Consider the following 13,434-nt stretch of genomic DNA (forward strand, 5'->3'; position numbering starts at 1 on the left):
AACCAGCTCTTCCAATGTCGGCGGAAACAGGCTGCTTTGTTGCCGATCTTCACCTTGGATATAGCCCATAAACGACAATGCCCCCATCGACTGATGGAGGCATTGTCTTCACCTTGCACTCAGACTGCTAGGTTTTCACACAGTCTGTTCGGCGGGCTTTTTCTTGCGCGTCTGTTTCGTGATTCTTTGTTTGCCAGGCACCCTGGCCTTATCATTGGCCCAGTTTTGCCTCGTCGGACGCCCCATGAAGTTTGCCATCGCCCTGTTCGCCGCCCCCCACCAGCCCGCGTCGCGTCGCGCATTGCGCTTCGCCCAGGCGACATTGGCCGGCGGCCACGAAATCGTTCGCCTGTTCTTCTATCAGGACGGTGTGCACAGCGCCGCCAGCAACGTGGTCAGCCCACAGGACGAGTTGGATCTGCCCAGGGAATGGCGCGAATTCGTGACCGCCAACGGGCTTGACGCGGTGGTCTGCATCGCCGCAGCCCTGCGCCGTGGTGTACTCAACGCCGAAGAAGCGCAGCGCTACGCCAGGTCGGCTGCCAACCTGGAAGCACCGTGGGAGCTGTCCGGCCTGGGCCAGCTGCATGAGGCCGCGCAACAGGCCGACCGCCTGGTCTGCTTCGGAGGTCAGTGAATGAGCAAGTCGCTGTTGATCATAAGCCGCCAGGCACCCTGGAGCGGCCCTGGTGCGCGTGAGGCGCTGGATATCGCCCTGGCCGGCGGCGCCTTCGATCTGCCCATCGGCATGCTGTTTCTCGATGACGGCGTGTTTCAGCTCAGCGCTGGACAGCAATCCGGCCAGCTGCAACAGAAAGACCTCGGCGCCAACCTGCAGGCGCTGCCGATGTTCGGTGTCGAGGCGCTGTACGCCAGCCAGCGCAGCCTGAGCGAGCGCGGCCTTGGCGACCGCGAACTGAACCTGGCGGTGCAGCGACTCGACGACAGCGCGCTGACCGCCCTTCTCGACCGCTACGATCAGGTGATCACCCTCTGATGGCCACCCTGCACATTCTCTCCCATTCGCCGTTCACCGATAGCCGCCTCGCCAGTTGCCTGCGCTTGCTGGGCGCAGGCGACGCCCTGCTGCTCACCGGCGATGCGGTCTATGCATTGCAGCCCGGCACGACCAATCTGCAAGCGTTGCAGCTGATGCCTGCCAGTGTCTCGCTCTACGCCCTGGACGAAGACCTGGCCGCCCGCGCGCTACAGGCGCCCGAGCGCGCTCAGGCCGTCGACTATCCGGAATTCGTCGAGCTGTGCACCCGCTACGCCAAGGTCAATAGCTGGCTATGAGTACGCTTAACGTCGGCGGACGTGACATTGCCCTGGACAAGGACGGCTACCTGATCGACCTGCAGGATTGGTCACACCCCGTAGCCGAGGCGCTAGCCGCAGCGGAAGAGTTGCAACTGAGTGACGATCACTGGGAAATTCTCGACCTGCTGCGTGCCTTCTACGCGGAGTTTCAGCTGTCGCCCGCCAACCGTCCGCTGATCAAGTACGCTGCTCTGAAGCTCGGCACGGAGAAAGGCAACAGCCTGCACCTCAATCGCCTGTTCAAGGGCACACCCGCCAAACTCGCCGCCAAGCTCGCTGGCCTGCCGAAACCGACCAATTGCCTATGAACCTGATCACCCCCGCCGAACATCCCTTCGCCCAGTTCGTGCGTATTCTCGGCAAGGGCAAGCGCGGCGCCCGCGGCCTGACGCGCGATGAGGCCCGCGAAGCCATGGGCCTGCTGCTTGATGGCAAGATCGAGGACACCCAGCTCGGCGCCTTCCTGATGCTGCTGCGGCACAAGGAAGAAAGCGCCGAAGAGCTCGCCGGCTTCACCGAAGCCATTCGCCCACGGCTCGCCGCCCCAAATATGCAGGTCGACCTGGACTGGCCCAGCTATGCCGGCAAGAAACGTCATCTGCCGTGGTATCTGCTGGCAGCCAAAGCTCTGGCCGCCAGCGGTGTACGCATCTTCATGCATGGCGGTGGTGCGCATACCGCAGGGCGCATGTATACCGAACAACTGCTGGAACAACTGGGCATCCCCTGCTGCAAGGACTGGCAAGCAGTGGAGGCGGCGCTCGACCAACACAACCTGGCATACAGCTACCTGGGCGACTGGATGCCGGCGCTCCAGCGCATGATCGATCTGCGCAACACCCTGGGCCTGCGCTCGCCTATCCATTCCCTGGCGCGAGTGATCAACCCGCTCGGTGCCCGCTGTGGGCTGCAGAGCATCTTCCATCCCGGCTACCAGGCCGTGCATCGCGAGGCCAGTCGACTGCTGGGTGATCACGCCATCGTCATCAAGGGCGAAGGCGGCGAAATCGAGGTCAATCCAGACGGTGCCTGCCACCTGCATGGCACGCTCGATGGTGAAGACTGGGACGAAGAATGGCCGGCGCTGTCAGCGCAGCGCCATGTCAAACCCGAGCGACTCGACCCGGCCGTGCTGGGCGCTTTCTGGCGCGGCGAGCACGATGACGCTTACGGTCGACTGGCGGTTATCGCCACCATGGCCGTCGCACTACGCGGGTTGGGCCTGGATCGTGAAGCGGCATTCCTGCAGGCCCAGCAGCGCTGGGATGCACGCTTTCAATCTAATCAATCGATTGCTTAAGCCAGCTTTTTCCACCTTTCAATCGACTTCATCACGTTAGACTCCAGATTCATTCAAAACGGAGGCACACGTTATGGGCTTGTTGATCGACGGCCGCTGGCATGACCAATGGTACGACACCGGCGACAGTGGCCGCTTCCAGCGCGAAAGCGCGCAACGCCGTAACTGGGTAACCACCGACGGTAGCGCAGGGCCGAGCGGCAGCGACGGCTTCAAGGCCGAGGCCGGGCGTTATCACCTCTATGTATCGCTGGCCTGCCCCTGGGCTCATCGCACCCTGATCCTGCGCAAACTCAAAGGCCTCGAATCGCTGATCGATGTCTCCGTGGTGAGCTGGCTGATGCGCGAACAGGGCTGGACCTTCGACCGCGAGTTCGGCTCCAGCGGTGACCACCTCGACAACCTGGGCTACATGCATCAGCGCTACACCGCCGATGACAGTCATTACACCGGCCGCGTTACCGTACCCGTGCTGTGGGACAAGCAGACCGGCGGCATCGTCAGTAACGAGTCGGCTGAAATCATCCGCATGTTCAACAGCGCGTTCGACGGCCTGACCGGCAACGGCCTGGACTTCTACCCCGAACCGCTACGTGAGCGCATTGACCTACTCAACGAGCGCATCTACCCGGCCGTGAACAACGGCGTTTACCGGGCAGGCTTCGCCACCACGCAGGAAGCCTACGAAGAGGCCTTCGACGAACTGTTCGCCATGCTCGACGAGCTGGAAGCACTGCTGGGCGAAAACCGCTACCTGGCCGGCGAATACCTGACCGAGGCGGACATTCGCCTGTTCACCACGCTGATTCGCTTCGATGCTGTCTATCACGGGCATTTCAAGTGCAACCTGCGACGCATCGAGGACTACCCGAACCTGTCCAACTGGCTACGCGAGCTGTACCAGTGGCCAGGCATCGCCGAGACGGTGGACTTCACCCATATCAAGTCGCATTACTACGCCAGCCACGCCACCATCAACCCGACTGGCGTGATACCCAAAGGGCCGCAGCAAGATTTCACTCGCGCACATGATCGCCAGCGCCTGTCAGGCAAAGGAGTGTTCCAGCGTTAGAAACGCGATGGCTGGTGACTGAAGCCTCGACAACGAGGCTTCAGTCGCTGGGCGTCAGATGCTGTTCTGAGCGCCTTCGAACCAGGCCAGCTTGTCACGCAGGGTGACCACCTCCCCGACTATCACCAGCGTGGGGGCGTGCACTTCGTGTTCGGCGACAAGCTCCGGCAGGGTTTCCAGCGTGCCAGTGAAGACTCGCTGATTCTGCGTGGTGCCCTGCTGCACCAATGCCGCAGGCGTGGCGCCTGAACGGCCGTGCGCAATCAGTTGTTCGCAGATACCCGGCAAGCCGACCAAGCCCATGTAGAACACCAGGGTTTGCCCCGGCGCGACCAGGTCCTGCCACGGCAAGTTGCTGCTGCCATCCTTGAGATGCCCGGTAACGAAACGCACTGACTGCGCATGGTCGCGATGGGTCAGCGGGATGCCGGCATAGGCCGCACAGCCTGAAGCCGCGGTGATGCCCGGGACGACCTGGAAGGGAATGTCCTCGGCAGCCAGCTGCTCGATCTCCTCACCACCACGACCGAAGATGAACGGATCGCCGCCTTTCAGGCGCAGCACGCGCTTGCCTTGACGAGCCAGGTCGATCAGCAACTTGTTGATCTGCTCCTGCGGCATCGCGTGATCGGCGCGGCGCTTGCCGACATAGATGCGCTCGGCATCACGCCGGCACAGCTCGATGATGGCGGGCGCCACCAGGCGGTCGTACAGCACGACGTCTGCCTGCTGCATCAAGCGCAGGGCGCGGAAGGTCAGGAGATCGGGATCGCCCGGCCCGGCGCCGACCAGATACACCTCGCCCAAAGCGCGCGGCGCAGCACCGGCCACGCGTGCCTCGAGCAGACGCTCGGCCTCCTCCGGCTTGCCGGCAAACACGCTCTCGGCGATCTGCCCTTGAAACACGTCCTCCCAGAACACGCGGCGCTGTTGCACGTCGGGGAACAGCTGCTTGACCTGCTCACGGAAACGCTTACCCAGGTTGGCCAGCTGGCCGTAGGTGGCCGGAATCCAGGTCTCGATCTTGGCGCGGATCAATCGCGCCAGCACCGGCGCATCGCCGCCACTGCTGACCGCGACGATCAGCGGCGAGCGATCGACGATGGCGGGAAAGATTACGCTGCACAGCGCCGGCGCATCCACCACGTTGACGGGAATACCTAACGACTGGGCGTCGGCTGAAATCTGCGCGTTGAGCGGCACGTCATCGGTGGCGGCGATGACCAGGGCAACGCCCTGCAGATCACTGCTCGCATAGCCGCGCAGGAAGATGCCGTCAGCGCCGGCCAGCGCCTGCAACTCACTGCGGATCTCCGGGGCGACCACACGCAGGCTAGCGCCGGCGTCGCTCAACAGACGCGCCTTGCGCAGCGCAACTTCACCACCGCCGATCACCAGCACCGGGCGATCCTGCAGTTTGTGGAACAGCGGAAGGAATTGCATCAGATCAGCCTCATCAGAGGTCGGTCGTAGGGGGCGCTGCGCGCACCAAACTACGGTGTAAGGCCCTGGTGCGCATGGCGCACCCTACCTCCATTGAAACGGGGCAGTTGCTAACGCCCCGTTTTTTGCGTCGCGATGGCCTATCAGCCGATCGCTTCGATGCCGCCCATATAGGGCTTCAGCACCTCGGGAACACGAATGCTGCCATCGGCCTGCTGGTAGTTCTCCAGCACTGCCACCAGGGTGCGACCGACTGCCAGGCCGGAGCCATTGAGGGTGTGCACCAGCTCCGGCTTGTTGGTTTCCGGGTTGCGGTAGCGTGCCTGCATGCGGCGCGCCTGGAAGTCGCCGCAGTTGGAGCAGGAAGAAATCTCGCGGTACTTGTCCTGGCTCGGCACCCACACTTCCAGGTCATAGGTCTTCACCGCAGAGAAGCCCATGTCGCCGGTACACAGGGCCAGCTTGCGATACGGCAGCTCCAGCAGTTGCAGCACACGCTCGGCGTTGGCAGTCATGCCTTCAAGCGCTTCGAAGGACTTGGACGGTTCGACGATCTGCACCATCTCGACCTTGTCGAACTGGTGCTGGCGGATCATCCCACGGGTATCGCGGCCCGAGGCGCCCGCTTCGCTGCGGAAGCACGGTGTGTGGGCGACGAACTTCAGCGGCAACTGTTTGGCATCGAGAATTTCGCCCGCGACGATATTGGTCAGCGACACTTCGGCAGTCGGGATCAGGTACAGATCAGCCTGGTCTTCACGGGCGATCTTGAACAGGTCTTCCTCGAACTTCGGCAGCTGACCGGTGCCCTGCAGCGCCGGGGCCTGCACCAGGTAAGGCGTGTAAGCCTCTTCATAACCGTGCTCGCCGGTATGCAGGTTGATCATGAACTGCGCCAGGGCGCGATGCAGGCGCGCGATGGGACCGCGCAGCAAGGCGAAACGCGCGCCGGAGAGCTTGGCAGCGGTCTCGAAGTCCAGCCAGCCGTGCTGCTCGCCGAGGGCAACGTGATCCTTGATCTCGAAATCGAAGCTACGCGGCGTACCCCAGCGTGCCACCTCGACGTTGCCGTCTTCATCGGCGCCCACCGGCACGGACTCGTGCGGCAGGTTGGGGATGTTAAGCAGCAGGTTGTCCAGCTCGCTCTGGATAGCGTCCAGCTCACGCTTGCCGGCTTCCAGGTCGCTGCCCATCTGGTCGACTTCCGCCAGCAGCGGCGCGATATCTTCGCCACGCGCCTTGGCCTGGCCGATGGACTTGGAACGGCTGTTGCGCTCGGCCTGCAGTTGCTCGGTGCGTACCTGCACCGACTTGCGCTGACTCTCCAGGGCCTCGAAGCGGGCGACGTCAAGGGCGAAGCCACGAGTGGCGAGGCGCTCGGCGATTTCGGTGAGTTGCGTGCGGACAAGTTTGGAATCGAGCATGTTCAGGTCTCAATACATCGACGAAAAAGGTTGCGGCCACCAGCGTGACGCGGGTTGCCGAGTTTAAAGCTTTAGCGGGTCAGGATGCCAATCGAGCCAGGCTCAGACCGACCCAGGCGGCCAGCAGACCGCCAATGATACTGAATGCCAGGTAACCGAAGGCCTCGGGCGCGCGACCGCCCTCCATCAGTTTCATGATTTCCAGGCTGAAAGACGAAAAAGTGGTGAAGCCACCCAGAACGCCAGTAATCAGCCCTGTACGCAGCTCCAGCGGCAGATCGGTACGGGTCAGGAACAAGCCTGACAGCAGACCAATCAGCAGACAGCCGACGACGTTTACCGCAAAGGTGCCCAGGTAGAAATGCCGGGGCCAGTTGCCCGCTACCCAACTGGCAACCAAAAAGCGCATGACCGAACCAGCCGCGCCCCCTACAGCGACGGCAAGTGCTACACGAATCATCATTTTCTCCTCTGCCTCGGACTATTGGCGTCCTGACTCCGCAGATGTTGTAGCTTGTCGCGAATCTTCAACTCCAGGCCACGTGGCACCGGATCGTAATACTGACGCGGCTGCAGATTTTCGGGGAAGTAATCCTCGCCCGCTGCATAGGCATCGGGCTCGTCATGGGCGTAGCGGTATTCATCGCCGTAGCCGAGTTGCTTCATCAGCTTAGTAGGCGCATTGCGCAGGTGCAGCGGCACCTCCTGCGAACCCTGCTCGGCGGCATCACGCATGGCCGCCTTGAAAGCCGTATAGACCGCATTGCTTTTTGGCGCACAGGCCAGATAAACGATGGCCTGGGCCACGGCCAGCTCGCCTTCCGGGCTGCCCAGGCGCTCCTGCACATCCCAGGCATTGAGGCACAGGGTCAGCGCGCGCGGGTCGGCGTTGCCGATATCCTCACTGGCCATGCGCACCACGCGACGGGCGATGTACAGCGGGTCGCAGCCGCCGTCGAGCATACGCGCGTACCAGTACAGCGCGCCGTCCGGGCTGGAGCCACGTACCGACTTGTGCAGCGCTGAAATCTGGTCGTAGAAGGCCTCGCCGCCTTTGTCGAAGCGGCGTCGACTGTCGCCCAGCAGGTTCTGCAGTAGTTCGACGCCGATTTCGCCGTCGTCTTCCGCCAGATCGGCAGCATTCTCGAGAAAGTTGAGCAGGCGGCGGCCATCGCCATCGGCAGCGGCCAGAAGAATCTGAAAGGCCTCGTCCGGCAGGCTGAGATGGCGATCACCCAAGCCTTTGGGGTCGCTCAGCGCACGATTGACCAGCTTGCGCATCGCCGCCTCGTCGAGGCTCTTGAGCACATAAACGCGCGCACGCGACAGCAGCGCATTGTTCAGTTCGAACGAGGGGTTCTCGGTGGTGGCACCGATGAAGATCAGCGTGCCATCTTCCACATAGGGCAGAAACGCATCTTGCTGGCTCTTGTTGAAGCGGTGCACTTCGTCGACGAAGAGGATGGTACGACGGCCGTACTGCGCCGCATGCTGCTGAGCCACCTCGACGGCCTGGCGGATCTCCTTGACCCCGGACAGCACCGCGGAGATGGTCTCGAAATGGGCGTCGGTGACCTTGGCCAGCAGCCGCGCCAGGGTGGTCTTGCCCACCCCTGGTGGCCCCCAGAAGATCATCGAGTGCAAAGCGCCCTGCTCCAGCGCCTCACGCAGCGGCTTGCCCGGCGCCAGCACATGCTCCTGCCCGACATATTCGTCCAGGCTGGTTGCACGCAAACGCGCAGCCAGGGGCTGCGCGACAGGTTGGCGGCCGAACAGATCCACACCTTACTCCTGGATGACGTCCACGCCTTGCGGAATGTCGAAGGTGAACTGGGCGTTATCCACCGGCTCGTTCATCTTCACATTGAGAAACAGGATGTTGGTGCGCTGACCGATGCTGTCGATCAACTGCATGTCGTTGAGCACACGATTGCGGAACGACAGGCGCAGGCTGTCGAACAGGCTGTCCTTGGCCTTGGGTTTGAGAATGAAGTCGACCACGCTGCCGCCTTCCTTGTAGTCGATCTCGAAGTTCTCGCGAATCTGCGACACATCACCGGACAGCAACAGTGCCGGGGTGTGAGTCAGGCGTTGATCGAGGGTCTGAATGGTGACCTGCTCAAGATCCGGGTCATACAGCCAGACTTTTTCACCGTTGGACACCAGCAGTTGCTCCATCGGCTGGTCGGTGTGCCAGCGGAACATACCCGGACGTTTGAGCAGCATTTCCCCGGCGGTTTCCTGCAACTGAGTGCCGCTGGCGTCGAGGGTCAGCTGAGAAAAGCGTGCACTGATGGTCTGCGCCTGGCTGAGCAGGTCGCTCAGGCGCTTGGTGGCCGCTTCTTCATCAGCCTGGGCAGTCAGCAGGGTAAAGCTCAGAGCAGCCAGCATCAGCAGGCGAATAACACGCATATAAACCCCTTGAGTCCTATGAGAATGGCGAGGCGACTCCGCACCTCGCATTGCTCGGCAGCGCTTGGCTACCGTGAAGTCTTGTAGACCGCTAATTCAGTGGTTTGTCCGCGAGACGCAACACTCAGTCACGAGATGAACCGGGCGCGAGCACCTCGCGTGATCCGTTGGTATTCATCGAGCTGACCACGCCGGCCATCTCCATCGCCTCGATCATTCGCGCAGCGCGGTTGTAGCCGATCTTCAGCTTGCGCTGCACCGCGGAAATCGACGCACGGCGGCTTTCCAGAACGAAGTTGACGGCTTCGTCGTACAGCGGATCTTCCTCGCTGCCCTCGCCACCTTCACCACCGCTGCTGCCCTCGAAGCCGCTGCCACCTTCTTCGGCGCCGGCGAGGATGTCTTCGTTGTAATCCGGCGCACCACGCAGCTTCCAGGCCTCGACCACGCGATGCACTTCATCGTCAGAGACGAAGGCACCGTGAACACGAATGGGCAAGCTGGTGCCGGGCGGCATGTAGAGCATGTCACCGTGCCCCAGCAACTGCTCGGCGCCACCCTGGTCGATGATGGTGCGCGAATCGATCTTGCTGGAGACCTGGAACGCCATACGGGTCGGGATGTTGGCTTTGATCAGGCCAGTGATCACGTCCACCGAGGGGCGCTGGGTGGCGAGAATCAGGTGAATACCGGCCGCACGTGCCTTCTGAGCGATACGCGCGATCAGCTCTTCGACCTTCTTGCCGACGATCATCATCATGTCGGCGAATTCGTCGACCACCACCACGATGGTCGGCAGGGGTTTGAGCAGCGGCGCTTCGTCTTCCATGCTTTCGCGACGGAACAGCGGGTCAGCCAATGGCTCGCCCGCCTCGATGGCATCCTTGACCTTGCGGTTGAAGCCCGCCAGGTTGCGCACGCCCATCTTCGACATCAGCTTGTAGCGACGCTCCATCTCGGCGACGCTCCAGCGCAGGGCGTTGGCCGCCTCTTTCATGTCGGTGACCACCGGGCACAGCAGATGCGGAATGCCCTCGTAGATCGACAACTCGAGCATTTTCGGGTCGATCATGATCAGCTTGGCGTCTTCCGGGCTGGACTTGAACAGAATCGACAGAATCATCGCGTTCACACCCACCGACTTACCGGAACCAGTGGTGCCAGCCACCAGCAGGTGCGGCATCTTGGCCAGATCGGTGATCACCGGTTTGCCACCGATGTCGTGCCCCAGTGCAAGGGTGACCGGCGACTTGGCCTCGTCATATTCGGGGGTCGACAGCACTTCGGAGAAACGCACGATCTGGCGATTCTCGTTGGGAATCTCGATACCGACGGTGGTCTTGCCGGGAATGACTTCCACCACCCGCACGCTGGTCACGGCCAGCGAACGCGCCAGATCCTTGGCCAGGTTGGCGATACGACTGACCTTGACCCCGGCGGCCGGCTGGATTTCGTAGCGGGTGATCACCGGGCCGGGATGGATCGAATCCACCGCGACCTCGACGCCGAACTCCTTGAGCTTGATTTCCAGCAGATGGCCGACGCCCTTGAGCGACTCAGGCGAATACTCAACCTTCTTGGCTTCCGCCGGATCGAGCAGGGAAATCGGCGGCAAGGTGCCTTCCACCGCGCTGTCGACGAACAGCGGTGCCTGCTTTTCCTTCTGCACGCGCTTGCTCGGTTCCGGCGCCTTGGCCACGGGCGGCGGCGCGATAACCGGCGCAGGGCGCTTTTCGCGCTCGCTCATGTGCTTGCTCAGCGACTCCTCGCGCTCGAGCAGGCGCTCCTTGACCTTGGCTTGCTCGCGACGGTCCGACACCACTGGTGCAGCTACCTCGGTGACCCGCTCGTCCAGCTCGCGCAGTTGAATCTTCATCTGCTTGCGTTCGCTACGGGCATTCCACCAGCCAGTGATGGCGCCATGAATCAGCTCGATCAGGTCGAGGGTGATCTTGCCGGTCAGGTCCATTACGCGGAACCAGGACAGATCGGTGAAAACGGTCAAACCGAACAGGAACAACGCCAGGAATATCAACGTGCTGCCCTGCACGTTCAGCGCATGTACGGCCAGATCACCCAGGCTGGCGCCGAGCATGCCGCCACCGGAGCCCTGCATGCCAGCGGCCGCTGCGAAATGAATGTCGCCCAGCGCAGCGCCGGAAAGAATCAGGAAGACCAGGCCGATGCTGTGCCAGGAAAACAGCCAGCCGTTCCAGTGCCAGGGTTGATTGCGCGTGCGGAACACCTGCCAGGTCTTGGCTGCCAGCAGGAGTGGGAAGATGTAGGCGAAGTAACCCAGCGCGCCGAACAGTGCACTGGAGAGCCAGGCGCCAATGCTGCCGCCGGCGTTGATGACGCGCTCGACCTGCACACTGTTGTCCCACGCCGGATCGGCGGCGTTATAGGTCAACAGTGCCATCAGCAGGTACAGGCACATCGCGCCCAGGGCGATCAATGCGCCTTCCTTCAGTCGATACTGAAGCTTCTGACGCCAGTCGATAATCTGGGTGGTGGAATTCTTCAAAACAGCCATTTCCTGCGCCCTTGGCGCGTCCATCTGATGGTTAACCGCAGAAGCGGCCTATTGTAGGGCCAGCCTGACGCCCAGGCCAATTGCCAAGCTCCCGCACCCACCCCGCTTCGGTGTAGCATAGCCGCCAGCAGCTTCCATGCGGCTCAATTGGAGCACGCATTCTCTTTTGTGACAAAGGCTTATGGGGTTTTTTTATGAGCGAAGTCAAGCATTCCCGCCTGATCATCCTGGGTTCCGGCCCTGCCGGTTACAGCGCCGCCGTTTATGCCGCGCGCGCCAACCTCAAGCCCGTGGTCATCACCGGCATCCAGCCTGGCGGTCAGCTCACCACCACCACCGAAGTGGACAACTGGCCGGGTGACGTCGAAGGCCTCACCGGCCCGGCACTGATGGAACGCATGCAAAAGCACGCCGAGCGTTTCGACACCGAGATCGTTTACGACCACATCCACACCGCCGAGTTGCAGAGCCGCCCCTTCGTCCTCAAGGGTGACAGCGGCACCTATAGCTGCGATGCCCTGATCATCGCCACCGGCGCCAGCGCCCAGTACCTTGGCCTGCCATCCGAAGAAGCGTTCGCCGGCAAGGGCGTTTCCGCCTGCGCGACCTGCGACGGTTTCTTCTACCGCAACCAGGTGGTTGCTGTGATCGGCGGCGGCAACACCGCCGTGGAAGAAGCGCTGTACCTGTCCAACATCGCCAAGGAAGTGCACCTGGTGCACCGCCGCGACAAACTGCGCTCGGAGAAGATCCTGCAGAACAAGCTGTTCGACAAGGTCGAGAACGGCAACATGCGCCTGCACTGGAACCACACCCTGGACGAAGTACTGGGCGACCAGACTGGCGTGACCGGCGTACGCCTGAAAAGCACCGTCGATGGCAGCAGCAAAGAACTGGCACTGGCCGGCGTGTTCATCGCCATCGGCCACAAGCCCAATACCGAGCTGTTCGTCGGCCAGCTGGACATGCATGACGGCTACCTGAAGATCAAAGGCGGCAGCGAAGGCAATGCCACCGCCACCAGCATCGAGGGTGTATTCGCCGCTGGCGACGTGGCCGATCACGTCTACCGCCAGGCCATCACCTCGGCCGGCGCAGGCTGCATGGCAGCACTGGATGTCGAGAAATTCCTCGACGGCAACTGATGGCACAAGGGCGAGCACCATCGCTCGCCCTCCCCTCCTCCGCTGGACAAGCGCACATGCTGACCTGGCTGCAACGTGACTCACTGCAGTTCCCGCCACTGGCAAAAGCCATGCGCGAACCCAATGGCCTGCTCGCCGCTGGCGGCGACCTGAGTGCCGACCGACTGATCAGCGCCTACCGCCACGGCTGCTTCCCCTGGTTCGATGATGGCCAGCCGATCCTCTGGTGGTCACCCGATCCACGCACGGTACTGTTCCCCGAAGAGCTGCACGTTTCTCGCAGCCTGGCCAAGCTACTGAGACAAAATCGCTACAGCGTCACCTTCGACCAGGATTTTGCGGCCGTGATAAAAGCTTGCGCCGAGCCACGCGCCTACGCCGATGGCACCTGGATCACTCGCGGCATGCAGGACGCTTACCTGCAACTGCACCAGCGCGGCATCGCCCATTCCGTGGAAGTCTGGAACGAGGGCGAGCTGGTCGGCGGGCTATACGGCCTGGCTATGGGCCAACTGTTCTTCGGCGAATCCATGTTCAGCCGTGCCGACAACGCTTCCAAGGTCGGATTCGCTACCCTCGTCGGCAAGCTGTGCGCATGGGGCTTCGTGCTCATCGATTGCCAGATGCCCACGCAGCACCTGCACAGCTTCGGTGCAAGAGCCATACCGCGTGCGACATTCGCCGAGTACCTGCAGCACCACCTCGATCTGCCAGCCACAGCGGACTGGCTCGCCTAGTCGAGCGGCCAAGCCTGGCGTACACTCTTAGTCAGGCTTTTGCGAGAC

Annotated in this window: 14 protein-coding genes; 8 read left to right on the forward strand and 6 right to left on the reverse strand. The window is 62.3% G+C overall.

Translation table 11 applies throughout. The features are described 5' to 3' along the window. Positions 1 to 244: 244 nt before the first annotated feature. From tusD to ACNFCJ_RS18760, 6 genes are all read left to right on the forward strand, one after another. Positions 245 to 637: a sulfurtransferase complex subunit TusD gene (gene tusD / locus ACNFCJ_RS18735; protein WP_106732228.1), complete on the forward strand. Its 393-nt coding sequence runs from the start codon at positions 245 to 247 to the stop codon at positions 635 to 637. Next, on the forward strand, positions 638 to 997 hold the full coding sequence (gene tusC, locus ACNFCJ_RS18740) for a sulfurtransferase complex subunit TusC (protein WP_179576634.1): 360 nt from the start codon (positions 638 to 640) through the stop codon (positions 995 to 997). Next, a complete protein-coding gene (gene tusB, locus ACNFCJ_RS18745) occupies positions 997 to 1,296 on the forward strand; it encodes a sulfurtransferase complex subunit TusB (protein WP_125879234.1) in 300 nt (99 codons plus the stop codon). The genes tusC and tusB overlap by 1 nt, the downstream gene beginning before the upstream one ends. After that, positions 1,293 to 1,628: a TusE/DsrC/DsvC family sulfur relay protein gene (locus tag ACNFCJ_RS18750; RefSeq protein ID WP_143503814.1), complete on the forward strand. Its 336-nt coding sequence runs from the start codon at positions 1,293 to 1,295 to the stop codon at positions 1,626 to 1,628. The genes tusB and ACNFCJ_RS18750 overlap by 4 nt, the downstream gene beginning before the upstream one ends. Then, positions 1,625 to 2,620 (forward strand): glycosyl transferase family protein, encoded by a 996-nt coding sequence (locus ACNFCJ_RS18755; RefSeq protein WP_416772982.1) that lies wholly within the window; start codon positions 1,625 to 1,627, stop codon positions 2,618 to 2,620. Before ACNFCJ_RS18750 ends, ACNFCJ_RS18755 begins: the two co-directional genes overlap by 4 nt. 73 nt (positions 2,621 to 2,693) lie before the next feature. Further along, positions 2,694 to 3,692, forward strand: coding sequence for a glutathione S-transferase family protein (locus ACNFCJ_RS18760; protein WP_416772984.1), 999 nt, complete (start codon positions 2,694 to 2,696; stop codon positions 3,690 to 3,692). A 54-nt stretch (positions 3,693 to 3,746) separates the two neighbouring features. Here ACNFCJ_RS18760 and cysG read toward each other — a convergent pair whose 3' ends face one another. The 6 genes from cysG to ftsK form a co-directional block, all read right to left on the reverse strand. Then, positions 3,747 to 5,135, reverse strand: coding sequence for a siroheme synthase CysG (gene cysG / locus ACNFCJ_RS18765; protein ID WP_416772985.1), 1,389 nt, complete (start codon positions 5,133 to 5,135; stop codon positions 3,747 to 3,749). A gap of 143 nt (positions 5,136 to 5,278) precedes the next feature. Continuing rightward, positions 5,279 to 6,559 carry a serine--tRNA ligase gene (gene serS / locus ACNFCJ_RS18770; RefSeq protein WP_416772987.1) on the reverse strand — a complete coding sequence of 427 codons (1,281 nt, stop codon included), beginning with the start codon at positions 6,557 to 6,559 and terminating at the stop codon, positions 5,279 to 5,281. A gap of 79 nt (positions 6,560 to 6,638) precedes the next feature. Next, the gene (crcB, locus tag ACNFCJ_RS18775; RefSeq protein WP_416772988.1) at positions 6,639 to 7,019 is read right to left on the reverse strand and encodes a fluoride efflux transporter CrcB; all 381 of its coding nucleotides are present in this window, start codon (positions 7,017 to 7,019) and stop codon (positions 6,639 to 6,641) included. Continuing rightward, complete coding sequence (locus ACNFCJ_RS18780; RefSeq protein ID WP_099523960.1) at positions 7,019 to 8,341, reverse strand: replication-associated recombination protein A; 1,323 nt, start codon at positions 8,339 to 8,341, stop codon at positions 7,019 to 7,021. Before ACNFCJ_RS18780 ends, crcB begins: the two co-directional genes overlap by 1 nt. Positions 8,342 to 8,344: 3 nt before the next feature. Further along, positions 8,345 to 8,971 carry an outer membrane lipoprotein chaperone LolA gene (lolA, locus tag ACNFCJ_RS18785; RefSeq protein ID WP_106732219.1) on the reverse strand — a complete coding sequence of 209 codons (627 nt, stop codon included), beginning with the start codon at positions 8,969 to 8,971 and terminating at the stop codon, positions 8,345 to 8,347. A gap of 124 nt (positions 8,972 to 9,095) precedes the next feature. Then, a complete protein-coding gene (gene ftsK, locus ACNFCJ_RS18790; RefSeq protein WP_416772991.1) occupies positions 9,096 to 11,504 on the reverse strand; it encodes a DNA translocase FtsK in 2,409 nt (802 codons plus the stop codon). Between the two features lie 194 nt (positions 11,505 to 11,698). On the opposite strand from ftsK, the gene trxB reads away from it, so the two are divergent. Both trxB and aat read left to right on the forward strand, forming a co-directional pair. After that, a complete protein-coding gene (trxB, locus tag ACNFCJ_RS18795; RefSeq protein ID WP_416772992.1) occupies positions 11,699 to 12,649 on the forward strand; it encodes a thioredoxin-disulfide reductase in 951 nt (316 codons plus the stop codon). Between the two features lie 56 nt (positions 12,650 to 12,705). Then, positions 12,706 to 13,386: a leucyl/phenylalanyl-tRNA--protein transferase gene (gene aat / locus ACNFCJ_RS18800; protein ID WP_416772994.1), complete on the forward strand. Its 681-nt coding sequence runs from the start codon at positions 12,706 to 12,708 to the stop codon at positions 13,384 to 13,386. Positions 13,387 to 13,434: the final 48 nt, after the last annotated feature.

Source organism: Pseudomonas sp. NY15364, assembly GCF_048068235.1.
GTDB lineage: Bacteria > Pseudomonadota > Gammaproteobacteria > Pseudomonadales > Pseudomonadaceae > Aquipseudomonas > Aquipseudomonas mendocina_D.